The organism is Verrucomicrobiia bacterium, from assembly GCA_035946615.1.
Classification (GTDB): Bacteria; Verrucomicrobiota; Verrucomicrobiia; order Limisphaerales; family UBA8199; genus DASYZB01.
In genome coordinates this window covers 61,354-84,450 of sequence record DASYZB010000030.1, presented here as the reverse complement: position 1 = coordinate 84,450, position 23,097 = coordinate 61,354, and the positions used below count along the sequence as shown (strand labels likewise).

Sequence of the window (23,097 nt, the reverse complement as noted above, 5' to 3'; positions counted from 1 at the left end):
GAAGTTTGCCGTTACTCGTTGTTTCTCTAATCCCTTTGATCGCTGGTCCTCAGGTTTTTGCCCAGGTTCCTGCAGCAACCGCCTCTCCGAATGCTTATTGGGAAGGAATTGCCTCGTCGGCCGACGGGAGCAAACTGGTGGCGGCAGCCTATGCGGACCAAAACCTGAACTCCGGTGAGCTTTATCTCTCAACCAACGCGGGGGCAACCTGGGCCTCGACAAGCGCCTCCAAGGCCTACTGGGAGCGGGTTGCCTCATCGGCAGACGGCACAAAACTGGCCGCAGCAGCTTATACCGATGCCGCAGGGAACCCCGGCGGCGTGTGGACCTCGCCGGACTCGGGCCTGAGTTGGAGCGCCACCAGCGCCCCGGCGCGAAACTGGATGGGGCTGGCTTCCTCGGCAGATGGCCAAAAGTTGGCGGCGCTCGCATGGGGCGACCTTATTTATGTGTCCTCCGATGCAGGCCTCACCTGGATGGCCGCCGGGGTGCCCCGGCAGTACTGGCAGAGCATCGCCTCGTCCTCTGACGGAACAACGCTCCTGGCGGCAGCTTTCAGGGATGCCGACATGAAGCCCGGACCCCTGTACCTCTCGACCAATTCCGGAGCAGTTTGGGTCCAAACCAGCGCCCCTGCAAACTCCTGGTTCTCGGTTGCCTCGTCTGCTGACGGAACACGGCTTGCCGCCGCGTCAACGACCGGCGCGATTTATACGTCTGTGGATTCAGGGCTCACCTGGATTTCGAACAATGTGCCCGCCCTCGAATGGTTTGCGCTGGGTTCGTCGGCTGATGGCACCCAACTGGCCGCCGCGACCGGCGGGGAGTCGCCCGGCCCGGTTTATGCCTCAAGCGATTCGGGCAGGACCTGGAGGCCCGTCGGGGCGCTTAGTGGCTATTGGGCCTTTTTGACCTGCTCGGCCGACGGCAGCCAGTGGGCAGCAGCACCGGGTGGTTTTAAGCCAGGTTCTGTTTACACCTGGCAAACGCTGCCTGCCTTGCAGATTTCTTCATCGAGCAGCGGCGTGGTGGTTTCCTGGCCGGCCAACGCGAAGGGATTCGTGCTTCAAGAAACCCAGGATACCGCTTCGCAAAACTGGTCGGACATCACCAACGGCATCGAAAAAACCTCTCTCGAAAATCGCGCCATCATGTCGCAGCCTGGAACCAAAGCTTTCTTCCGGCTGCGCAAGTAAAACTTTCTGGAGTTGGTTGGAGAAGGGCAGGGCAATTGACAAAGTAGCGCAGGCGTCTCGCCTCTTTGTTTTAGAATTATTCCAAATATTGACAAAAAGGCGCGCTGCGCTAAGGTGGTGGACATGGGTGTGCCTCCCAAGAACAAGCTCCGCGCGGATTTAAATGCGCGGCTGACGACCGGCGGGTTCCGGTTCACGCCGCAGCGCGACCACGTGTATTCTGTCTTGTTGCAGAGACGTGATCACCCGACCGCCGAGGAGGTCTTTATCCGGGCCAAACGGGAGCTGCCGGATATTTCCATGGCAACGGTTTATAACTGCCTGGACGCCCTGGTGCAGTGCGGGCTGGTGCGGCAGTTGAGCCTCCAGCGCGGGGCGGCCCGGTTTTGTCCCAATATGCAGGAGCATTGCCATTTTTATTGCGACACCTGCCAAAGCGTGTTTGATATGGATTTGCCGGGAAAGACGGGCGCGCGCTTGCCCAAGGGTTTTAGGGCCGAGCGCTACGATGTCACCATCCATGGCTGCTGCCCGGCTTGTTCGCGCGCCGAAAAATGAGGAGAGCCGGCGCGTCTTCGGGGCGCGCCTGGTGACCAATTTAAATGATTTGCAGTCGTATTATCTTTTGTTAATGGAAAGAAGCTGATGAGCACCGCAACTGAAACCATCGAGGGCCTGGTCAAACAGGAGTACAAGTACGGTTTCTACACCGATGTCGAAGCCGATTCAGCCCCGCCGGGATTGAGTGAGGATACCATCCGGCTGATCTCGGCCAAGAAGAACGAGCCCTCGTTCATGCTCGATTGGCGGCTCAAGGCCTATCGACATTGGCTCACAATGAAAGAGCCGGCCTGGCCGCATGTCCATTATCCCGCCATCGATTATCAGAAGTCGGTTTATTACTCCGCGCCGAAGAAAAATGGGGAAGGCCCAAAGAGCCTTGAAGAAGTCGATCCGAAACTGCTCGAGACCTACGAGAAGCTCGGCATCCCGCTCAAAGAACGCGAGCGCCTGGCAGGCGTGGCGGTGGACGCCGTGTTCGATAGCGTCTCGGTCGGCACCACCTTCAAGGACAAGCTGGCTGAGCGAGGGATTATCTTCTGCTCGTTCACGGAGGCCGTCCATAATCATCCCGACCTGGTGAAGAAGTATCTCGGGATGGTGGTGCCTTACACGGATAATTATTTCGCCGCATTAAACTCCGCCGTCTTCAGCGATGGCTCATTCTGCTTCATCCCTAAAGGCGTCAAGTGCCCCATGGAGCTTTCGACTTATTTCCGCATCAATGCCGCCAACACCGGCCAATTCGAACGGACGCTCATCGTCGCTGAGGAAGGCGCCTCGGTGAGTTATCTCGAAGGCTGCACCGCCCCGATGCGCGACGAGCACCAGTTGCACGCGGCGGTCGTCGAGTTGATAGCCATGGACAATGCCCAGATCAAGTATTCCACAGTGCAGAATTGGTACCCGGGAGACGAGCAGGGGCGCGGCGGCATCTATAATTTCGTCACCAAACGCGGGCTGTGCAAAGGCCGCAACTCCAAAATCTCCTGGACCCAGGTCGAGACCGGTTCGGCCATCACCTGGAAGTATCCAAGCTGCGTGTTGCAGGGGGAAAACTCGGTCGGCGAATTTTATTCCGTGGCGGTGACGAACAATTACCAGCAGGCCGACACCGGCACCAAGATGATTCACATCGGCAAAAACACCCGCAGCACCATTGTCTCGAAGGGCATCTCGGCCGGTCACGGCCAGAACAGCTACCGCGGGCTGGTTAAAATCCAGAAGAGCGCGGCCAATGCGCGGAACTTTTCTCAATGCGATTCCCTGCTGCTGGGCAACCAATGCGGCGCCCACACCTTCCCGTATATCGAGGTAAAGAACACCTCGTCGCGCATCGAGCACGAGGCCTCGACCTCAAAGATCGGCGAGGACCAGATTTTCTATTGCAATCAGCGCGGGCTTTCCACCCAGGACGCCGTCAATATGATCGTCAACGGTTTCTGCAAAGAGGTCTTCCGCGAGCTGCCGATGGAATTTGCCGTGGAAGCGCAGAAGCTGCTGGGTGTCAGTCTCGAAGGAAGCGTCGGGTAAACCAACTGTCAATGAGCAAACAACCGATATTGGAAATCAGGGACCTCAGCGCGGGTGTTGAGGGCAAACAGATTCTCAAAGGCGTGAACCTGGAGATTTCCCTGGGCGAAGTTCACGCCATCATGGGCCCCAACGGCAGCGGCAAGAGCACCCTGGCCGCCATTCTCGCTGGACGCGAAGGATACGACGTGACCTCCGGGCAGGTCATTTACCAGGGAAAAGATTTGCTGGACATGGACCCGGAAGAGCGCGCGCGTGAGGGCGTGTTCCTGGCCTTCCAGTACCCGGTGGAAATCCCGGGCGTCAACAGCACTTACTTCCTCAAGTCGGCCCTCAACGAAATCCGCAAACACAACGGACAATCCGAACTGGACGCGATGGAGTTCCTGACGCTGGTGAAGGACCGGATGAAGGTGCTCGAGTTGAGCGACGACCTGTTGCGACGCTCGGTCAACGAAGGGTTCTCAGGCGGTGAAAAAAAACGAAACGAGATTTTCCAAATGGCCGTGCTCGAACCGCGCCTGGCTATCCTCGACGAGACTGATTCGGGCCTGGACATTGACGCGCTGAAAATCGTTTCCAACGGCGTCAACAAACTGCGCCGGCCAGATAATGCCCAATTGGTGATCACGCATTACCAGCGGCTGCTCAATTATATCATCCCTGATTTTGTGCACGTCCTGGTCGATGGCCGGGTCGTCCGGACGGGCAACAAACAACTCGCCTTCGAACTGGAAGAAAAGGGCTACGACTGGATCACCCATGGCGAGGCCTTGACGGTGTAGAGATAGCCTCATGATGCAGTGCCCCCCATGCCCGAAAGGGTGACTTCAGCCGGGTTGCGGGGTAGGGCATGTATGGTGAGCCGTTTCAACGGCTTTCTGGGTTCTTCTGTCGTAACCACACAAAAATCCATTGGTCTTGAAAGCCATGGTGGCTTATGAGAGTTTTTGCCCATGAACACCGCGCCGCGCCTCTCAGTACGCCTGCCTGATCTCACGTTGCTTTTGGCCTCGACCTTCGCCTGGGCGGCCACTGACGCCCCGGGTCAGACAAACTCCGCCTGGTTAGCCGAGCATTACACAAAATACGAGTATCGCATTCCCATGCGCGATGGCATTCGGCTCTTTACCCGGGTTTATATCCCCAAGGACGATTCCCAGCCGTGGCCCATCTTGCTGACCCGAACGCCCTATGCCCTTAAACCCTACGGCGTGGATAATTATAACGACCCCAGCGGCTCGTTTGAAACGCTTGCCAAAGACAAGTTCATCCTCGTCACACAGGACGTTCGCGGACGCTATGCCTCGGAGGGGACCTACGTTCATGTGCGGCCATATAACCCAAATAAAGGGCCCAAGGATGCCGACGAAAGTTCCGATGCCTGGGACGCGATTGATTGGCTGGTGAAAAATGTCCCCGATAACAACGGCAAGGTCGGCATGTTCGGCATTTCCTATCCGGGCTTTTATACCTCGATGGGAATGATCGACTCCCACCCGGCCCTCAAGGCTGCTTCCCCGCAAGCGCCCATCTCCGATTGGTTTATGGGCGACGACCTGCATCACAATGGCGCGTTTTTCCTCTCTCAAAACTTCGGCTTCTTTTATTGGTTCGAAGAGAAATCCGATGACCCGTTGCGCGACGCCGGCAAGCATTTCGTTTTTAATGACCCGGACGGCTACGATTTCTATCTGCGGATGGGGCCGCTCGCGAACTCCGACGCGCTCTTCCAGCACGCCATCCCGGCTTGGACAGAGTTTCTGGCGCATCCCAACTACGACTCGTTCTGGCAGGCGCGCAATATCAGGCCCCATTTAAAGAACATTCACTGCGCCGTCATGACCGTGGGTGGGTGGTTCGACGGCGAAGACCTCTTCGGCGCGCTCGAGACCTATCGCTGGGTTGAACGGTTAAATCCCACCATTACCAATGTGCTGGTTATGGGGCCCTGGGCGCATGGCGATTGGGGCCGAAAGGAGGGCGATAAATTGGGCGAAGTACTATTTCACGCCAAGACAGCCGCCTTTTACCGCCAACATATTGAACTGCCTTTCTTCCGGCATTTCCTCAAGGGCGATACAAACAAACCGCCGCCGGAGGCATACGTGTTCGAGACAGGCACGGACCGATGGCGGCGCTTCGATGCCTGGCCGCCGCGCGGCGCGCGTGAGCAAACGCTCTTCTTCAATCAATCCGGCAAACTCTCTTTCTCAGCGCCCGCAGCCGTCTCGGATGCCTACGACGAGTACGTCAGTGATCCCGCCAAACCTGTCCCCTTCACAATGGAAATCACAACCGATTATCCCCGCAGCTATCCGGTGCATGACCAGCGCTTTGCCGCCTCGCGCCCGGATGTGCTGGTTTATGAAACCGAGCCGCTCGATGAGGACCTCACCTTGGCTGGGCCGGTCAAGGCTATTCTCCATGTCTCAACGACCGGCACCGACTCGGATTGGGTCGTTAAGTTGATTGATGTTTATGACCCCGACTTCCCCAATCTCCAACCCAATCCTGCTTACGTCGTTATGGGCGGCTACCAGCAATTGGTTCGCGGCGATGTCATGCGCGCGCGGTTTCGCGATAGCTTCGAGCATCCAGAGGCCATGGTCCCGGGCAAGGCCGCAAAACTCGAATTCACTATGGCCGATGTCTGCCACACCTTCCGCCGCGGCCACCGGGTGATGGTGCAAGTGCAAAGCTCGTGGTTTCCTCTGGTGGACCGCAACCCGCAAACCTTCGTCAACATCGCCACGGCCAGGCCGGAGGATTTCCGCAAAGCCACAGAACGCGTCTATCGTACCGCAACGGCCCCCTCGGGTCTTACAGTGGAAGTGCTCCCCCGGGCCAGACCTTGAGAGCACGTTTTAACAATAGATTGCCGCCATCCTCTCGTCCTCGTTCTCGAACACGCTTTTGATATCCCATTCTCCTTGGGGCAAATACCCCATATCGGTTGAGAGGGGCTGGAACTAAATTAGCCCCGAGCTAAGATGTCCACCGCCTTTCACATCAACCAGTAAACACGATTTATGGAAACCAAATCCGCTGCGGAAATTGAACAATCCACAGAGAAACTGCTGAGGGATTTAAGAGCTGTTGTTGCCGACGGAGAACAACTGTTAAGAGCTGGAGCAAAGGATTTGAGCGAACGCGGGATGGCGGCGCGAGAGCGCCTGGCGGCTGCTCTGGAACTCGCCAAAGACACGCGGCGCAAGCTTGAAGAGCGGGCAGTGGCGGGCGCCAGGGCGACCGATCGCGTGATTCATGATTATCCCTATCAATCGGTTGGCGTCGCCTTCGGAATCGGAATGGTACTGGGCGTCCTGCTGAACCGCAAATAATGGCCCACGACAACCCAGATGCGCCCGGGTTAACGGCGCTGGCAGGCCGGTTGGCTCGAACAGGGCTGAGCGCTGTCGAGAACCGGCTCGAGTTGTTGGTGGTTGAATTTCAAGAGGAGCGGATTCGGATAACCGAACTGTTGTTGTGGGCTTTTAGTCTGATGTTTGCCGGGCTCCTGGCTGCCTTATTATTTACCGCCACGATCATTCTTTTGTTCCGGCCAGGGTTGCGTCTCTATGTTGCCGCCGGTTTCACTGTTTTGTACCTTCTCGCCGCGCTCCTGGCCTGGCTAGGGCTTCGCTCGGCCCTCAAACATGAGCCCTTTTCCGCAACGCTCGAGCAAGCCAGGAAAGACCGGGAGTGGATCGAGTCCTTAAAATGAACGACCTGGAAGCTCGCAAACGCGCCTTGGTTGTCGAGAGTGAACTCTACCGAAAAACACTTGCCTTGGAGTTCCACAATTTGACCCTTCACTTAGAGAGCCTCAGGAGCAAGCTCAGCCCGGTTCGCGCAATGCGTTCTTTGCTGCCGCTGCTTCCACTGGCCGGCGCATGGTTGGGTTCACAATGGTTCGGCCAGCGCCGGGCCAATCGCGCGGCGCAGTCGCGCTCGGGTTTCCAACGAGGGATTGGCCTGGCTGTCATGGCTTGGCGGGTTTACCGCCAGGTAGCTCCAGTTTTGGCCATGGTGCTCTCGAGGCGCCGCCGCAAGAAATCTGAGTCTGATTCGGCCGACGGCAGCATCCCTGCGGAGTTTACCCAGTACCGCAAGGAACGGGATTGAATCGAGATCGCCGAGGTAGAGCGATCACCCCATTTGCAGGCGTCTGGCAGCGCTTAGGTTCTATCCGGTAATTCAACGGGTTCTGAAAACAAGTAAGGATTAGGGAATATGACTATGAAAAAATGGATTCTCAGTGTGTCTGTCTTCTTTGTAGCTGCCGGGATAGTCCACGCCGCCCATATCTGGGATGACCCCAGTGCCTGGTGGAGCGGCCACTTGAGTTATGATGAGAACACGCCCAAGTTTACTGCCCAGGAATTTTCCCTGGACCTCTTTGGCAGCTATATCAATCCCGAGGGCGAATTCCACGAGGTTTTCGAGCACAATATCCGCCACGGTTACTGGGGGGGTGGCGTCGGGGCGAATTATTTCATTACGCGCGAACTCGGTGTGGGGGCCGATTTCAATATGTCGGACAAAGAGGGTGCGCGGCTGGTGGATGATGTGGTCGGCAGTGTGATGCTGCGTTTTCCCATCGAGAGCATCGGGTTGGCCCCTTATCTGATCGGCAGCGGTGGTCGCGCCATCAGTCCGATTTATCAGTGGACCTACGGGTGCGGAGTCGGTTTGGACCTGCGATTTAATCCCACCACAGGCATCTTTTCCGATGCCCGATATTTTTTTGGGGACCAGGGCACGATTTATAATCGTCTCCTGATTCGGATGGGGTTGCGTCTGATCTTCTGATTGGCGGGATTCACCCTATGGCCTGGCGTGGCCTGAGGGAAGAGCTTGCTTTAAGAACAAACTGCCTTGCGGAGTTACCCGTGAGGCGAGAAGGAAAAGTATATGCTCCTAACTCTGGCTCTAATCCTGATCATTCTGTGGCTGCTGGGGATCATCAGTTCCTACACGCTGGGCGGCTGGATTTACCTATTGCTGATTGTGGGTGTCATTATGCTCGTCGTCCGGCTCATTGTTGGCCCGCCCCGTCCGCCGCCCTATTGACCCGTTTGCTGCTGTGAACGCCTTGCCCAGGCCTCCCGGTAGAGACCCGAGCCTGCCTCGCGGCTGGCGGCGATTGTCTCCTGGTAAGGCGTGTCCGCCACATCCACGAAGCCGATCTGATAATTCTCCTCGTCATAAACCCGGCCTGTGACCGGTTCGTCCTTGTACTGGAACCAATGGCAGCCCACAAACTGCGGATGCTGCAACGCTCCACGCACATATTCTTTATAGGCCTCGGCGCGGGCCGCCTGGCCGGCTACCGGGACCAGGCCGGTGTGAAACATCCCGCGGTCCAGCGCTCCGAAATGGAATTCGCCGATCAGCAACGGCACGTCCGCTCCACCATTGAAGCGGAAGTCTGCGACACTGCGCCGATAGAGATTGTAGCTGACCACGTCGCAGTATTTGGCGGCAGCGGCAGCCGCCAGCGGATTGACCCACGCAAAGCGACAGCCCAAATACAATTGATGCGGGGCGAGGGCTTTGATGGCATCGCGCGCCGTGCAAAAGTATCGTTCGGCTGTTTTGGTGTAAAAGGCGGTTAAGTCGGCGTGTGTTCTGGGATTTTGAGGAGGGGTTTTGCGGGCCTGCAACAGCCCGTCCCAGGATTCATGTTTGGCGCCCCAGGCCTCATTTAAGCGCGCGATATCGCCATACTCGGTTTTGAGATCGGACACGAACGCAAGTTTTGCCGCCTGGTCCGGCGGCGAGCGCAGCGCCGCTACCGCCAGCGACACCTCGTCACCCCACGACATCTCGTTGTCCGAGAAATATCCAATGCACCAGGGGTCGCCGGCACTCTTCCCATTCCTGGTTTGCATGCTCCGCCTCAAGGCCTCGCCAAACGACGAATCGAACACATCTGGGAATTTACCCCAATAACCCTCACTGCCGGCCAGCATCCGGCAGCGGCCACTGCCAATGGCATCGGTATAGGGAGTCCGGCGCAGCAGGCGGGTTGCCTCATCGGACCAGTTTCCGATCGTGTTCAAGCCCCAACTGCGCAAGCGCCGGTGAATCAATTCGGGATAGGTCTTCTTCCAATCCGGTCCGTACTTGCGCGCCAGGTTCGCCCCCGCAAAGGAAAAGCAGCGCGGGCTGCGCCCCTGGTAATGGCCCTTGAGCGCGAAACCCGTCGAGACAAATTCCTTGAATTCTGGACGGCTTGCCGGCAGGTCCTCAAACCACAAATCGCGCTCCTCAATCGGAGTCGTATCCACCTCCCGCACACAATCAATGCCATGCGAGAAAAAGAGACGCCCGGCGGGGTCCACCAGCCACCATTTGCCATGGACTTTTTCCGTCCGGAAAAAGCCGGTAGCCTGGCGCTGAGGCCCGACAGCCCAACCACCGTATTTATCCCAATCGGCAGGCCCGTGGTTTGCTTCCAGTTCTTTTGCTTCCGCCCTGCCCTTGAGTTGAAGGTCATCCAAATCTTTTGTCTTTCCGGGCCAACTTTTGTGGCGATACTGCCCGAAAGTATCGATGAACGGGAAAAATGGGGCCGCATCCGTTGTCCAGGCCGTGGGTGCAATATATTGGCCCTCGGCCTGGATAGCCGCCAACTGGAACCGGTGGTCGGCGCTGGGCTTGCTCAAGAAAATGAGCAATTGCGTGATATGAGAGGCCTGCACTGTCCCCGGCCCGCCAGGGGCGACGGGGTAGCCGCGCATCCCAAAGAGTTTCCCGCCCAGGTTGTTATCGCCCGCGCGCTTCAGGATAACTTTGAGCCTGCCTGTTCTTCCGGGCGCCAGGTCTAATGACCCGGTGACACAATGCTCGGTGCCATCTGCGCCCGGGTTATCCGCGCGGCAGGAAACCGTGATCGGCTCGACGCCCGAGTTACTGAGCTGGACGGCAATTTCAGAGTAGGGGGAGAGGTCCCAGGACCCGGTGGGGGCGGGCAGCGCGATGCCAGGCCAGGGCTGCTGATGGCCGGTGACCACACGCAATTCCACGCGGTCGCCTGATGTCACCTTCGCAACTCTTGCATCTGTGGTTTGGACTCTGTTCAAGTCGAAACTATCGCCGAATCCAAAGAGCAACTCGCTGGATTGGCAGTGGGCGTTTAGCGCGCAAACCGCAATGAGGGGAAGGAGAGCGCACGGGGGGTGTAAGCGAGTGAGAGCAACAGGCCGTTTCATGGCATGCAAGTGCTTGACGTTACCGGCGCCGCTCCTCGCTGACAAGCTCGGATCCAGGTTTGGCGAGCTTACAAGGGTTATTGCTCCTGGCACAATCGCTGCTATATTCAGGCGCGCCCTTTTAGGCGAAGAGCTAACGTATGCAGATTCTTAAGTTTACATTGATTTTTTTGGAAGTCTTGTTGCTGTTCAACCTGCTGATTTTTGTGCATGAACTGGGCCACTTCCTGGCCGCGCGCTGGCGCGGTCTCAGGGTGGACCGTTTCGCTGTGTGGTTTGGCAAACCCATTTGGAAAAAGAAAATCAACGGAGTCGAATACGCCTTGGGCACAATCCCCGCCGGCGGTTATGTCTCGCTGCCTCAAATGGCGACTATGGAAATGATCGAAGGCAAAGGCGAGAGCTCCGGAAGGCCTCTGCCGCCCATTTCGGCCCTGGACAAGATCATTGTGGCGGTGGCGGGACCGCTGTTCAGTTTTTTGCTGGCCTTGACCTTTGCGGTGGTGGTGATGGTGGTCGGGCGTCCGGTGAGCGAAGACAGCAACACTACCAAATTGGGCTGGGTCGATCCAAGCGGTCCGGCCTGGAAAGCGGGGCTGCGGCCCGGGGATGATATCATCGAGATCGACCATTATCCTATCCACCATTGGGCGCCGCCATCCCAAGACAGCGTGATGTGGCGAATCATCACCAGCCAAGGCACCCATCTGACGATTAAATACCGCCGAGACGGCCATGATTACGAGACCGAGGCCCTTCCCTATAAGCGCCCCACCCAATGGTACGAACGCAAGGCACTCCGGCAGCTCCTCATTGCGCCGGCGCACCAGGCCATTATCTACGAAGTCGCCACCAACAGTCCGGCAGCACTCGCCGGACTCAAACAAGGTGACGAGGTTGTGGCGGTGAACGGCGAAAAGGCCTACAGCTTCATGCCTGTTATTTACGAGGAAGATTTGATGACCAATGGCCCGATCAAGCCGGTCGCCCTGACAGTTCGGCGGGGCAATAAACAATTCGACACGGTGCTGATGGCCGAGCGCCCGCTCAAGCCCGCTAACAGCTCCCCGTCTTTCGGGATACTGGCGTGGCAAGGACTCACCAACGTCACTCTGGTTCACCCCGGGCCTTTCGACCAGGTGCGCGAAAGCACCGGACAAATCCTGGCGACTTTGGGGGCGGTGTTCTCTCACAAGGGCGATATTGGCGTGCAGCAGCTCGGCGGGGCGGTGATGATCATTCGCCTCTACACAAACCTCTTCGAGAGCCCAGACGGCTGGCGCCAGGTCCTTTGGTGGAGCGTTGTCATCAACGTGAATCTCGCCTTGCTCAATCTCCTGCCCTTCCCCGTGCTGGACGGCGGCCATGTGGCCCTGGCGTTGCTGGAAGCCGTGCGCCGGCGGCCCATCAGTGCCCGGGTCCTGCAGTACCTGCAAACTGCGTGCGCGGTGATCCTGATAGGCTTCATGCTGTTTATTGCCTTTTTTGACACAGGGGACTGGGTGCGCAGCGCGCGCAGCAATCACGAACAACCAATTGTCTTTGCCCCTAAAAAGTAGCTATGCGCTATTGCGATTCGCCGCTGGTTTATAGCCGCCGCCGCGCGCGGGAAGTGGTCGTTGGCGACCCGGCCAATGGCGGAGTGATCATTGGCGGCGACCATCCGGTGGTCGTGCAATCCATGTTGACCTGCGACACGATGGACACCGCCGAATGCATCCAGCAAACGCTGGACCTGGTCGCAGTCGGCTGCCAAATCGTGCGCATCACCGCCCCGACAGTCAAAGACGCTGCGAACTTGAAGAACATTGCCGCTGAACTGCGGGCGCGCGGCTGCAATGTCCCCATCGTGGCGGACATCCATTTCAAGCCCGAGGCCGCCATGGAAGCGGCCAAGTGGGTTGAGATGATCCGCATCAACCCGGGCAATTACGCCGATTCCAAGAAGTTCGCTGTGAAGGAGTATTCTGACGAGCAATACGCGGCGGAACTCGCGCGCATCGAGGCCAAGTTCACACCCCTGGTGAAGCTCTGCCAGGAGCTGGGCCGGGCCATGCGCATCGGCACCAACCACGGCTCGCTCAGCGACCGCATCATGAACCGCTTCGGTGATTCGCCCAGGGGGATGGTTGAAAGCGCCCTCGAATTCGCCCGTATCGCGCGGAAGAATAACTTCCATAATTTCAAGTTCTCGATGAAGTCGAGCAATCCCAAGGTGATGATCGAATGCTACCGGTTGCTTGTCGCGCGCCTGGAACAGGAAGGGCCGGATTGGAACTACCCCATTCATCTCGGGGTGACGGAAGCGGGCGAAGGCGAAGATGGCCGCATCAAGAGCGCTATCGGGATTGGGTCGCTGTTGTGCGACGGTTTGGGCGATACCATTCGCGTGTCTCTCACCGAGGATTCGCCCAGGGAAATCGAGGTCTGCCGCGACCTGCTGGCCCAGGTTCCGGCTTTGGTCAATACGCAGCCGGTCCCTTTTACGGGCCTGCCTTCTTTCGACCCCTTTACCTATACGCGGCGCGCTTCGCCGGAAATCGAGCTGGCCGAGGGCGTCAAATGCGGCGGTGACCAGACGGTTCGCGTAGTCGTCACGCGCGCCACCTGGGAAAAAGTGGCTCCAAAAGTCAGCCTCAAAACCGATGTAAAGCCCGAGGCCGTTTATGAGGACCTTAACGTGCTCGAAGTCGATCCCACCACGGATTTCTCAGTAAACTGCCATACCCAGCTTGTCTCCGTGCGCGATGGCGTCTCACTGCCGCCGATACCGGCTTTTCGGCTTTTGGCGGCGCGGCTGAAGCGGCTTGGGTCGAGCAACCCCATCTTGCTCAAGGACTGCCTGCTTTTTGAATCCACGCCGCTCGAACCGAAAGTCGCCCTGTTGCGCGCCGCAGCGGTGATTGGCGCGCTCCTGGCGGACGGTATTGGCGACGCTATCCTGGTGCGGGTCGAACCTGGTGCGGGGCAATCGCTGCGCCTGGCCTACAACATTCTCCAGGCCGCCGGCTGCCGCTCCTTCAAGACCGATTATGTGGCCTGCCCTTCCTGCGGGCGCACCTTGTTTAACCTCCAGACCATCACCGCTCGCATCAAGGGCCGCACCGAGCATCTCAAGGGGGTCAAGATTGCCATCATGGGCTGTATCGTCAATGGCCCCGGTGAAATGGCCGACGCGGATTTCGGGTATGTAGGCGGCGCACCGGGCAAGATCAATTTGTATGTGGGTAAAACACCCATCAAATTCAATGTTCCGGAGGCGGAGGCGGTCGATCGGCTGGTCGATCTCATCAAGGAACACGGCAAATGGAGCGAACCGGAACCCGAACCTGCCTTTGCCTTCGCCGAGACCTCCAGGTAATTCGTTTTCGTTTGGGAATTCAGTCAGCCAGGCCGCCCGAGGAATTTGGCAAAGATTTGTCTTTCACCGACCGCGCGAATTTTGCGATCATGGGCGTGCTCAAGCCGTTGAAGCCTTGACCCCGGATCATCACTTCACTCGAATGGGCTTCAATGTGCAGCCATGAATTTCGTTACCCGCTGTCCCGGATGGGCGGGGTGTCGATGGACACAGGCAGTTGTCAAATCTAAATAACATGTTACTCGAAGGAAAACTCGGGATTGTTTTTGGTGTAGCCAATAAACGGTCCATTGCCTGGGCGATTGCCCAGGCCTGGGCCAAGGCCGGGGCGCGCCTGGCCTTCACTTACCAGGGCGAGCGGCTCAAGGAGAACGTCGAGGAATTGGCAGGGGCTTTCGGTCCGGACACGCTGATCCTGCCTTGTGATGTCACGCGGGATGACCAGATCGCTGAGATCTTCCGCACCGTAGGAGATAAGTTTGGGAAGCTGCATCTGCTGCTGCATTCCGTCGCCTTCGCGCCGCGAGATGCGCTCGAAGGAGAATTTGTTAACACGAGCCGGGAAGCTTTTCGCGTGGCGCACGACGTGAGCGCCTATTCGCTGGTGGCCCTGGCCCGCGCTGCCACCCCATTGATGAGCGATGGCGGAAGCATCCTGGCAATGACCTATTACGGGGCGAAAAAAGTCGTGCCGCACTATAATGTGATGGGTGTAGCCAAGGCCTCGCTCGAAGCCAGCGCGCGGTACTTGGCTTATAACCTCGGGCCCAGCCGCATCCGGGTCAACTGCATCAGCGCGGGGCCGGTGAATACGCTGGCTGCGCGGGGCATTTCAGGCTTTACCGAGATGCTAAAGCATTACGAAACCCATTCGCCGCTCAAACGTAATGTCCAGCCCGATGAATTGGGCGCCGCCGGTCTGTTCCTGGCCAGCGACGGGGCCGCTGCTATCACCGGCCAGGTGCTCTACGTCGATTCGGGCTATGAGATTATGGGGATGTGCTGAGGAGTCCGTAACATGAATTACATCTCTAATCTGGCAATGCTTCTTCCTCTCCCCTTCCGAACGAGAGGGGTCCCTCCCTATAGTCTATGCCACGGCCCGATGCATTAAGCCATGGCGGAACAGTTGCCGATCTATGAAATTGAAGATGGGATCGTGGCGGGGGCGCGCGAATACCGGCGTCTGATCATTTCCACGCCCACCGGCTCTGGAAAATCCACACAGGTCCCGCAAATGCTGCTGAAGCACGGCCTGCTGGGAGAGGGGCAGGTGGTCGTGCTTCAACCCCGCCGGTTGGCGGCGCGGCTGCTGGCCGCCCGGGTGGCGTGGGAGCGCAACAGCGAGCTGGGGCGCGAAGTCGGCTATCAAATCCGCTTCGAGAATGTCACGAGCAACCAAACGCGGATTCGGTTTGTTACCGAAGGCGTGCTGCTGCGCCAAATAATCCAGGACCCCCAACTGCGCGGCGTGGCGGCCATTATCTTTGACGAATTCCACGAACGCCATCTCTACGGTGATATTACTCTGGCCCGCGCGCTGGACCTGCAGGAGTCCCAAAGACCCGAACTCAAGCTGCTCGTCATGTCCGCCACACTCGACGCAGCCCCGCTCGAGGATTATCTCCGGCCCTGCCGGGTGCTCGAATCGCAGGGCCGAACTTTTCCGGTGGAAATCGAGTTTGCCAGCGGCCCGGGTTACCTGGACAAGCGCCCGGTTTGGGAGCAAGCGGCGGCTGCTTTTGGCCAGTTCGTCAACTCGGGCGTTCCGGGCGGCGTGCTGGTGTTCATGCCTGGGAGTTTCGAGATTGCCCAGACCATCGAGGCGCTCCGCCATTGCGATGAGTCGAGAGGGTTTGTCTTGCTCCCATTGCACGGCGAGCTGGCCCCGCGCGAGCAGGACGCGGCGGTGGCGCGTTACGAGACCCGCAAAGTGGTGGTGGCGACCAACGTGGCTGAAACCTCGATCACCATCGAGGGTGTCCGGTGCGTCATCGACAGCGGCCTGGCCCGCATCCCCCGCTACGACCCCTACCGCGGGCTCAACACCCTGCTTATCGAGAAGATTAGCCGCGCCTCAGCTGACCAGCGGGCTGGGCGCGCGGGCCGGACGGCGCCCGGAGTCTGTCTTCGGCTCTGGTCGCGCGAGGAGCACGGGCATAGGCCTCAGCAGGAACTGCCCGAGGTCAAGCGGCTGGATTTGGCGGAAGTTGTTTTGACACTGAAGGCCGCAGGCGTTGAAGATTTGCGCCGATTCCGATGGCTCGAAGCTCCATCCGAGCAATCCCTGGCGCACGCCGAGGAGTTGCTGGTGGACCTGGGCGCCCTTAGGCCCGCAACGAGGGCCCCTTCAGACGCCGCCCCGCATCCCGAGCCTGTTGCCCCCGTGGTTTCCAAGCCAATGGAGTCCGAGGGTGGGAGTTCCTTCATTCCTCATCCTTCATCCCTCAACCCTGAACTGGAAATCTCGCCTGTGGGCCGCAAGATGCTGGCTTTTCCGCTGCATCCGCGCTATGCGCGCATGTTGCTTGCGGCACAGGAGAACGGGTGCGTACACCAGGCCTGCCTCCTGGCCGCCCTTACCCAAGGCCGGGATTTGCTCCTGCGCAACATCGATCGCGACAGCGCCCGTTTCCGCGAGGACCTTCTGGGCGACAAAGCCGCCAGCGATTTCTGGATTCTAATGCGGGCGTGGAATTACGCCGCGAAAAATCAGTTTCGTCTCGAGGCCTGCCGGCGCCTGGGCATCCACATGGTCACGGCGCGCCAGGTCGGCCCGTTATTTCAACAGTTCCTCGATATTGCGCGGCGCGAAAAACTCCAAACCGAGCCGCGTCAGGTCCCGGAAGAGGCGTTGCAGAAATGTATTCTCATTGGATTCAGCGACCGCGTGGCGCGCCGCGTCGATGGCGGGACGCTGCGCTGCGAGTTAGTCCATGGGCGTCGCGGGGTTTTGGCGCGCGAGAGCGCAGTCCAGAGCAGTCCGTTGCTGGTAGTAGCGGAGGTGCGGGAGGTGGAAGGCAAAGACAAAACGGTGAACACTATATTGAGCCTGGCCACGGCCATCGAGGAGGCCTGGCTGCGTGAGTTGTTTCCCGATGATCTCACAACCGCGGTGCGCGTCTTTTATGATGCAACGGCCAAACGGGTTTGCGCCGAAGAACTACTCCGGTTCCGCGACCTGGTCATCGGCACGCGCCGCTTTGAGCCGCCGCCGGCCCAGGAAGCGGCTGGTTTGCTGGCCGAGGAAGTGTGTGCTGGCCGGCTAATTCTAAAGGAGTGGACCCATGATGTGGAGCAGTGGATATTAAGGCTCAACTGCCTTGCCAAGTGGTGTCCGGAACTCGATCTGCCGCCCATCACCGAGGAGGACCGGCGTCATCTGATCGAACAGCTTTGCCATGGCGCATCGGGCTACAAGGATATAAAAGACAAACCTGTCAAACCGCTGATAAAGAGCTGGCTCAGCCCGGCTCAGCAAGAATTGCTCGAAAAACACGCGCCCGAGCGCCTGACGCTGGGAAATGGGCGCGCGGCAAAGGTGGTTTATGAAGCCGGAGCGCAGCCGCATATCGCTTTGCGCATCCATGACCTCTTCGACGTGAACTCCACGCCACTCATTGCCTTGGGACGCGTCCCGGTAACCGTTCAGATTCTGGCGCCCAACATGCGGCCAGTGCAAATCACCCAGGACCTTGCCAGCTTCTGGCGCGAACATTACCCCCGTATCAAACAGGAACTGCAGCGGAAATACCCTAAACACCATTGGCGGTGAGGGCTATGCTGCGTGATGAAAGTTCATATCGTAGGCCAATAACGTCACGAATACCACCGCCGCCACCAACAGGAGGCCCACCACCAAACCAAAAGCCAGCGCCTGCATCTTGCGACGCCGCAAAAACGGGTCCGCATTCGGAAATAGCCTTTCTCCAAGCGTTCGAGCCATAAGCTGCAATTCGACGAGGAGGATGCTAGCGCAATTCATAAGTCAAACGCAAACAAAACCTCTGCACCTCTGCAATAATTGCGCAGTCGATGCGAACAAAGCGAGCAACTCCTGCGCAGAGGTTTGCGGAAATATCTGAAACCAGGGCCTTTTATGCTTGGCACGTGAACTGCCCTGAGAGCGCTGGACGTGTGCAGAGCAGCGAATGAGCGGCTCTGTACTTGAAAACCGAAAAAGCAGCAGAGCAGTACCGAACCAATACAAATAATAATAAATATGAAAACGAACCGATGGCTGATGCTGGCTGGCGTGGCGGGCGCCTTGTGCCTGGGCCTAATCAACGCCCCGGCGCAGGCCCAGCAAGATACTCAGGGCAACCCGGGCCGGCGTAACTTTGATCCTGCGCAATTCCGCGCGCGGATGATGGACCGGATAAAAGGGGAACTCGAAGTCACCGATGATACGGAGTGGAATGCTCTCGAACCGCTGGTCCAAAAGGTGATGGATGCCCGCATGGCAGCCATGAGCGGCATGGGCCGGGGCATGTTTGGCCGGCGCGGGGGTGGCGGCAATGGCGGGCCCAGTCAGGATGCCGCGCCTCGCCGCGGTCCTTTCGGCCAGCCGCCGAGCGCGGAGGCGGAGGCACTTCAGAAGGCCATTGACGCCAAAGCGCCCAAGGCGGAAATCAAGGCCGCTCTGGCGAAGTACGTCGAGTCGCGCAAAGCCAAAGAGGCGGAACTCAAACAGGCCCAGGAAGACCTGCGCAAGGTGTTGACCTCGCGGCAAGAGGCTATCGCCACTCTTAGCGGGTTGCTCTAATCCACCCCTTTGCCGGAAATCCAGCCTTAATTATTCATAAGTCAACCATGCCAACCATGAGCCAGACCGTAGCGCAGGAAAGCGGCTTCAAACCGCTGCTTGATAAGATGGTCGCTGGCCGGCAATTGTCGGCCACCGACGCCGAGGCGCTGGTCCGGCAGCACGGCGTGAGCGCCCCGAGCATCTCAGGGGAGGAAGATGTTCTGCGCTGGCTGGCGAGTGAATACGGGTTGAGCTTCACTGACCTGGCGGACGTCGAACCGGACCGCCAGCTCCTCTCGCTGTTCCCGGCCCGGATTCTGCTCAAAGAGGAACTGCTGCCGCTGCGCAGGCTCAATGGGACGGTTGAGGTAGCGACCAGCCGATTATTTGCCACCCAAGGGCTCGATTCGCTCAAGACCATGACCGGCTTGAACCTCAAGCCGGTCCTGGCTTGCAGCGAGGCGATCCAGCGTGAGATGAAAAAGCGCCTGGGAGTGGGGGCCGATACCATTGGCACTTTGGGTGAGGAGGGCTCCTTTCAGGTCGTGGATGAGAACCCCGAGGAAGACACCGACCTGGACAACGCGGCGGAGGACGCCTCAATTATCCGCTTTGTCAACCAGGTGCTCCGCGACGCTATCGAATTGCGCGCTTCGGATATTCACCTTGAACCATTCGAGGACGAAATGCGCATCCGCTACCGCATCGACGGCGTGCTGCAGGATGTGCCGGTGCCCCCGCAGATCAAACGCTTTCAGCCTGCCATTGTTTCCCGCCTAAAAATTCTCAGCCACCTGAACATCGCCGAGAAACGGCTGCCCCAGGACGGGCGCATTAAAATCCGGATCGAGGATGCCGAGGTGGACATCCGCGTGTCAGTCATTCCCATGCTCCACGGCGAGGCGGTCGTCATGCGGTTATTGCGTCAGAACTCGACCCTGCGGGGCATAGTACAACTGGGGATGGACACGCACGAGCTCGATTCCTTTCAACGCGTACTGCAATTGCCCCATGGCATCATTCTGGTCACCGGCCCAACCGGCAGCGGCAAGACCTCGACTCTCTACACTGCCCTCAATGAAATCAACGATGCCGAGCGCAAAATCATCACCATCGAGGACCCGGTCGAATACCAACTCAAAGGCGTGAACCAAATCCAGGTCTCCGAAAAGGCGGGCCTCACCTTTGCCCGGGGGCTGCGCTCGATCCTGCGTCACGACCCGGATGTCATTCTGATTGGTGAAATTCGCGACCAGGAGACCGCGCAGATCGCCGTCCAGGCCTCCTTGACCGGTCACTTGGTCTTTTCGACTTTGCACACCAATGATGCCCCCGGTGCATTGACCCGCCTGGTGGATATGGGAGTTGAGCCCTACCTGGTGGCGTCCTCTCTCGAAGCGGTTCTGGCCCAGCGGCTCGTCCGTGTGCTGTGCGTGCATTGCAAACGGGAAGACCAATCGCCCGCCGCAATGGCATTCAAGGAACAGGTTGGCATCCCTGCCTCGACTACGATCTATACCTCCGTGGGCTGTCGCGAGTGCCGTCAGACCGGCTTTTTCGGACGGCACGCCATCTTCGAGTGGATGGATAGCAACAATGAAATTCGACAGTTGATCCTTAAAAATGGCTCGAGCGACTTGATACGCGACGCAGCCCGGCGCGCCGGGATGCGCACGCTTGCTGAAGACGGCTGGCGCTTGGTGGCCTTGGGCGTCACGACTGTTGAGGAAGTCCTGAGCGTGACTACCGCAAAAGAAGTGGCAGCGACAAAGAAATCAATCGCTGTGGGCGGTGCTCCCCACGAGAATTCCCCGGCGGAAGCGGCGCTGAGCCGGCGCTAATCTATGGCCCTCTTTCAATACAAGGCCTTGCAAGCTAACGGCGCGGTGGCCGAAGGCCAACTCGAGGCCCCGGGCCGCTCCGAGGCCTTTGCCCAGATGGCCAACCTCGGCTTGCGCCCCGTGAGCCTCTCGGAAAAAGCCGCTGCTGCCGCGCAACCGGGACTTAAGCTGCCGGTTTCCTTCTCGGGGACGTTCTTCAAAAGGGCTCAGAAGGTCTCGGGCCGGGCCTTGGAAAACTTCACACGGTTGCTCTCGAGCCTTCTGGCTGCAGGCGTGCCCCTGAGCCGGGCGCTGGTCATTCTACACAAGGAATCCTCCAACCCGGCGGCCCAGGCCAAATGGAAAGAAATCCATGACTTTGTTGTGGACGGCATGTCGCTGGCCGACGCGATGGGCAAATCACCTGACACCTTCCCGCGAGTCTATACCGCCATGGTGCAGGCGGGGGAGACCGGCGGATTCCTGGACCTGGTGCTTGCCCAAATTGCTGACTTCCACGCGCGGGAGAAGGACCTGCGCTCGAAGGTGACTGCCGCCATGCTGTATCCGTGCGTGCTCCTGGTTCTGGCCTTGGCGGTACTGGTGTTCCTCTTGACGTTTTTCATTCCGAAGTTCCAAACCATCTTCAATGGATTGGGCGCCGCGCTCCCTTTGCCGACGCAGATAGTCCTGGGCGCCAGCCATATCGTGCGTCATTACGGCTTCTTCGTGCTGATGGGTCTTGTGCTCCTGTTCCTGCTGGTCCGCAACTGGGTTGCTTCTGAAAAAGGACGCCGGGTCTGGGAAGGGCTCATGTTGCGCACCCCCATTGTGGGGCCGCTGGTGGCTCAATTTGCCATGGCCCGCTTTTGCCGCATGCTGGGCACCTTGCTGAGCGCCGGCGTGCCTCTGGTCAAGGGCCTTAACGTCGCCCGCAAATCCATTGGCAACCAAATCCTGGTCGATGCCGTCAACCAATCCATCGAGCGGGTCCAGCAAGGCGGTCAGCTCGGGGCGAGCCTGGCCGAGTGCAGAGGGCTCTTTCCTGGGTCGGTTGTGGAAATGATAGCGGTTGCCGAGGAGAGCGGCAAACTTGACCAGGAACTCATTCGGATTGCCAATGTCACCGAAGGTGACCTGGATCGCGAACTCAAAACCGCCGTGGCTTTCGCCGAGCCTCTGTTGCTGTTTTTCATCGCCGGCTTTATCGGGACCATCTTCATCAGCATGGTGCTGCCGATCTTCACTATGCAGGAATACATCAAGTAAGAACCGCCACTCAATGCTCATTCGCAGAATATGAAAATACGAGAACTGACGAAACAAACCGGCCCGAGCCGCTCCGGGTTTACCCTGGTGGAAATGCTGCTGGTACTGGTCATTCTGGCCACCCTGGCAGCCATTGTTTATCCCAAGGTGATGGGACGCAGCGAACAGGCGCGCGTGACGGCTGCACAAACCCAGATAGCCAATTTCAAGACGGCCCTCGACGCCTTTGAGGTCGATACCGGCTACTATCCCAAAGGCCGAAACGGCCTGGGCGACCTGCTGCAACAGCCACGCGATGCCGTGGGCTGGCACGGGCCGTACCTCGAAAGCATCCCCAAGGACCCCTGGGGCGGTGATTATGTTTATGAGTGTCCAGGTAAACATAATCCCAGCTCCTACGACATCAGTTCCCCAGGCCCGCCCGGACAACAGAGCCCAATCGGCAACTGGCCTGTCCAGAGCCATTGAAGATGAAGCCGTGGACGCAAAATGCAGTGGAAATGCGGAGCGCGCCATTAGGACCTACGCCGAGGCTCGTGGCGGTCAAACCCAGTGCACCGACTGTCCCGGAGGGACATCCGATAATAGCCCAACGCTTCAGCGTTGGGGAGGGGATGTTGCAGCCCTTTAGTCCCGAAGGGACGGCTGAACCTGCACACTTGCGTGCTCCATTCAGCCGTCCCTTCGGGACTCGTGCCACCAAACGTCTCCCCAACGCTGAAGCGTTGGGCTATTCTCAATCGTCCCTCCGGGATGAGAAACAAAATCCTAACGAGGGGGCTCCTCAGACCGCGCGGAGCCAGAGACCAATTGCACGAAGCCACCCTGTTTCCGCCTTCACCCTGATCGAACTGATTCTTGTGATGGCCATTCTCACCATGGCTGTCTCTCTCACTGCGCCGGCGTTGTCGAATTTTTTTCGTGGTCGCTCACTCGATTCCGAAGCGCGCCGGCTGCTGGCCCTGACCCATGGCGGCCAGAGCCGCGCGGTCTCGGAAGGCCTGCCGATGGACCTTTGGATTGATGCGGCAGATGGCAAGTTCGGATTGGAAGCCGAGCCGAGCTACGAAACCACCGATGGGCGCGCAGTCGAATTCAAGCTCGACACGGGCCTGCAAATCGAGGCCGCCAAACCGCCGGTTGCAGCTACTCCCCAAGTGCTCACGCCGGGGCAGATGCCTAGCATTGCCAGTGTGCCCCCGGTCAAACTGGCTCACCCGACGTTGCCGACTATCCGGTTCCTGCCGGACGGGACTATCAGCTCGACCAGCCCCACCCAGTTAGTGCTAACCGCCCGTGACGGCTCCTCGCTCTGGCTGGTCCAAACCAGCGACAAGCTCAGTTATGAAATTCGGAATAGCCAGAAATAGCCGCGGCCCAAACCCTGGCT

Annotated in this window: 21 protein-coding genes; 19 read left to right on the top strand and 2 right to left on the bottom strand. The window is 58.8% G+C overall.

Translation table 11 applies throughout. From position 1 onward, the window contains the following. The first annotated feature begins 35 nt into the window (after positions 1–35). The 10 genes from VG146_04990 (at position 36) to VG146_04945 (ending at position 8,366) form a co-directional block, all read left to right on the top strand. Positions 36–1,196 carry a sialidase family protein gene (locus VG146_04990; protein HEV2391705.1) on the top strand — a complete coding sequence of 387 codons (1,161 nt, stop codon included), beginning with the start codon at positions 36–38 and terminating at the stop codon, positions 1,194–1,196. 123 nt (positions 1,197–1,319) lie between these two features. After that, on the top strand, positions 1,320–1,754 hold the full coding sequence (locus tag VG146_04985; protein ID HEV2391704.1) for a transcriptional repressor: 435 nt from the start codon (positions 1,320–1,322) through the stop codon (positions 1,752–1,754). An 87-nt stretch (positions 1,755–1,841) separates the two neighbouring features. Continuing rightward, on the top strand, positions 1,842–3,290 hold the full coding sequence (sufB, locus tag VG146_04980) for a Fe-S cluster assembly protein SufB (GenBank protein ID HEV2391703.1): 1,449 nt from the start codon (positions 1,842–1,844) through the stop codon (positions 3,288–3,290). 26 nt (positions 3,291–3,316) lie between these two features. Continuing rightward, positions 3,317–4,075 (top strand): Fe-S cluster assembly ATPase SufC, encoded by a 759-nt coding sequence (sufC, locus tag VG146_04975; protein HEV2391702.1) that lies wholly within the window; start codon positions 3,317–3,319, stop codon positions 4,073–4,075. Between the two features lie 171 nt (positions 4,076–4,246). After that, on the top strand, positions 4,247–6,148 hold the full coding sequence (locus tag VG146_04970) for a CocE/NonD family hydrolase (GenBank protein ID HEV2391701.1): 1,902 nt from the start codon (positions 4,247–4,249) through the stop codon (positions 6,146–6,148). Between the two features lie 174 nt (positions 6,149–6,322). Beyond that, positions 6,323–6,634, top strand: coding sequence for a DUF883 domain-containing protein (locus VG146_04965; GenBank protein HEV2391700.1), 312 nt, complete (start codon positions 6,323–6,325; stop codon positions 6,632–6,634). Further along, positions 6,634–7,017 carry a phage holin family protein gene (locus VG146_04960; GenBank protein HEV2391699.1) on the top strand — a complete coding sequence of 128 codons (384 nt, stop codon included), beginning with the start codon at positions 6,634–6,636 and terminating at the stop codon, positions 7,015–7,017. The genes VG146_04965 and VG146_04960 overlap by 1 nt, the downstream gene beginning before the upstream one ends. Beyond that, a complete protein-coding gene (locus VG146_04955) occupies positions 7,014–7,418 on the top strand; it encodes a hypothetical protein (GenBank protein HEV2391698.1) in 405 nt (134 codons plus the stop codon). The genes VG146_04960 and VG146_04955 overlap by 4 nt, the downstream gene beginning before the upstream one ends. A 114-nt stretch (positions 7,419–7,532) precedes the next feature. Continuing rightward, positions 7,533–8,105, top strand: coding sequence for a hypothetical protein (locus VG146_04950; GenBank protein HEV2391697.1), 573 nt, complete (start codon positions 7,533–7,535; stop codon positions 8,103–8,105). Between the two features lie 102 nt (positions 8,106–8,207). Further along, complete coding sequence (locus VG146_04945) at positions 8,208–8,366, top strand: lmo0937 family membrane protein (protein ID HEV2391696.1); 159 nt, start codon at positions 8,208–8,210, stop codon at positions 8,364–8,366. Here VG146_04945 and VG146_04940 read toward each other — a convergent pair. Further along, complete coding sequence (locus tag VG146_04940) at positions 8,360–10,342, bottom strand: beta-galactosidase (protein HEV2391695.1); 1,983 nt, start codon at positions 10,340–10,342, stop codon at positions 8,360–8,362. The two genes, VG146_04945 and VG146_04940, sit on opposite strands and share 7 nt — an antisense overlap. Before the next feature lie 308 nt (positions 10,343–10,650). Between VG146_04940 and rseP the strand changes: the two genes are divergently transcribed. From rseP to VG146_04920, 4 genes are all read left to right on the top strand, one after another. Next, positions 10,651–12,069: an RIP metalloprotease RseP gene (gene rseP, locus VG146_04935; protein ID HEV2391694.1), complete on the top strand. Its 1,419-nt coding sequence runs from the start codon at positions 10,651–10,653 to the stop codon at positions 12,067–12,069. A 2-nt stretch (positions 12,070–12,071) separates the two neighbouring features. Beyond that, positions 12,072–13,871 carry a (E)-4-hydroxy-3-methylbut-2-enyl-diphosphate synthase gene (gene ispG, locus VG146_04930; protein ID HEV2391693.1) on the top strand — a complete coding sequence of 600 codons (1,800 nt, stop codon included), beginning with the start codon at positions 12,072–12,074 and terminating at the stop codon, positions 13,869–13,871. Between the two features lie 235 nt (positions 13,872–14,106). Beyond that, on the top strand, positions 14,107–14,877 hold the full coding sequence (locus tag VG146_04925; protein ID HEV2391692.1) for an enoyl-ACP reductase: 771 nt from the start codon (positions 14,107–14,109) through the stop codon (positions 14,875–14,877). A gap of 111 nt (positions 14,878–14,988) precedes the next feature. Continuing rightward, complete coding sequence (locus VG146_04920; protein ID HEV2391691.1) at positions 14,989–17,646, top strand: ATP-dependent RNA helicase; 2,658 nt, start codon at positions 14,989–14,991, stop codon at positions 17,644–17,646. A gap of 3 nt (positions 17,647–17,649) precedes the next feature. Here VG146_04920 and VG146_04915 read toward each other — a convergent pair whose 3' ends face one another. Beyond that, on the bottom strand, positions 17,650–17,856 hold the full coding sequence (locus VG146_04915; GenBank protein HEV2391690.1) for a hypothetical protein: 207 nt from the start codon (positions 17,854–17,856) through the stop codon (positions 17,650–17,652). A gap of 237 nt (positions 17,857–18,093) precedes the next feature. On the opposite strand from VG146_04915, the gene VG146_04910 reads away from it, so the two are divergent. The 5 genes from VG146_04910 (at position 18,094) to VG146_04890 (ending at position 23,077) form a co-directional block, all read left to right on the top strand. Next, positions 18,094–18,636, top strand: coding sequence for a hypothetical protein (locus VG146_04910; GenBank protein HEV2391689.1), 543 nt, complete (start codon positions 18,094–18,096; stop codon positions 18,634–18,636). Positions 18,637–18,692: 56 nt separating this feature from the next. After that, positions 18,693–20,459: a GspE/PulE family protein gene (locus VG146_04905; GenBank protein HEV2391688.1), complete on the top strand. Its 1,767-nt coding sequence runs from the start codon at positions 18,693–18,695 to the stop codon at positions 20,457–20,459. Positions 20,460–20,462: 3 nt separating this feature from the next. Continuing rightward, entirely contained in the window at positions 20,463–21,707 is a 1,245-nt protein-coding gene (locus tag VG146_04900; protein HEV2391687.1) for a type II secretion system F family protein, read from the top strand. Positions 21,708–21,737: 30 nt separating this feature from the next. Beyond that, the gene (gene gspG, locus VG146_04895; GenBank protein HEV2391686.1) at positions 21,738–22,175 is read left to right on the top strand and encodes a type II secretion system major pseudopilin GspG; all 438 of its coding nucleotides are present in this window, start codon (positions 21,738–21,740) and stop codon (positions 22,173–22,175) included. 395 nt (positions 22,176–22,570) lie between these two features. Continuing rightward, positions 22,571–23,077 carry a hypothetical protein gene (locus VG146_04890; protein ID HEV2391685.1) on the top strand — a complete coding sequence of 169 codons (507 nt, stop codon included), beginning with the start codon at positions 22,571–22,573 and terminating at the stop codon, positions 23,075–23,077. The last annotated feature ends 20 nt before the right edge of the window (positions 23,078–23,097 follow it).

Coding starts and splice junctions, on each gene's coding strand:
- VG146_04945 (HEV2391696.1), top strand. CDS start 8,208: ATGCTCCTAACTCTGGCTCTAATCCTGATCATTCTGTGGCTGCTGGGG.
- ispG (HEV2391693.1), top strand. CDS start 12,072: ATGCGCTATTGCGATTCGCCGCTGGTTTATAGCCGCCGCCGCGCGCGG.
- VG146_04900 (HEV2391687.1), top strand. CDS start 20,463: ATGGCCCTCTTTCAATACAAGGCCTTGCAAGCTAACGGCGCGGTGGCC.
- VG146_04905 (HEV2391688.1), top strand. CDS start 18,693: ATGAGCCAGACCGTAGCGCAGGAAAGCGGCTTCAAACCGCTGCTTGAT.
- sufB (HEV2391703.1), top strand. CDS start 1,842: ATGAGCACCGCAACTGAAACCATCGAGGGCCTGGTCAAACAGGAGTAC.
- VG146_04985 (HEV2391704.1), top strand. CDS start 1,320: ATGGGTGTGCCTCCCAAGAACAAGCTCCGCGCGGATTTAAATGCGCGG.
- VG146_04955 (HEV2391698.1), top strand. CDS start 7,014: ATGAACGACCTGGAAGCTCGCAAACGCGCCTTGGTTGTCGAGAGTGAA.
- VG146_04970 (HEV2391701.1), top strand. CDS start 4,247: ATGAACACCGCGCCGCGCCTCTCAGTACGCCTGCCTGATCTCACGTTG.
- VG146_04950 (HEV2391697.1), top strand. CDS start 7,533: ATGAAAAAATGGATTCTCAGTGTGTCTGTCTTCTTTGTAGCTGCCGGG.
- VG146_04915 (HEV2391690.1), bottom strand. CDS start 17,856: ATGAATTGCGCTAGCATCCTCCTCGTCGAATTGCAGCTTATGGCTCGA.
- VG146_04890 (HEV2391685.1), top strand. CDS start 22,571: ATGGCCATTCTCACCATGGCTGTCTCTCTCACTGCGCCGGCGTTGTCG.
- gspG (HEV2391686.1), top strand. CDS start 21,738: ATGAAAATACGAGAACTGACGAAACAAACCGGCCCGAGCCGCTCCGGG.
- VG146_04965 (HEV2391700.1), top strand. CDS start 6,323: ATGGAAACCAAATCCGCTGCGGAAATTGAACAATCCACAGAGAAACTG.
- VG146_04920 (HEV2391691.1), top strand. CDS start 14,989: ATGGCGGAACAGTTGCCGATCTATGAAATTGAAGATGGGATCGTGGCG.
- VG146_04925 (HEV2391692.1), top strand. CDS start 14,107: ATGTTACTCGAAGGAAAACTCGGGATTGTTTTTGGTGTAGCCAATAAA.
- VG146_04960 (HEV2391699.1), top strand. CDS start 6,634: ATGGCCCACGACAACCCAGATGCGCCCGGGTTAACGGCGCTGGCAGGC.
- rseP (HEV2391694.1), top strand. CDS start 10,651: ATGCAGATTCTTAAGTTTACATTGATTTTTTTGGAAGTCTTGTTGCTG.
- VG146_04910 (HEV2391689.1), top strand. CDS start 18,094: ATGAAAACGAACCGATGGCTGATGCTGGCTGGCGTGGCGGGCGCCTTG.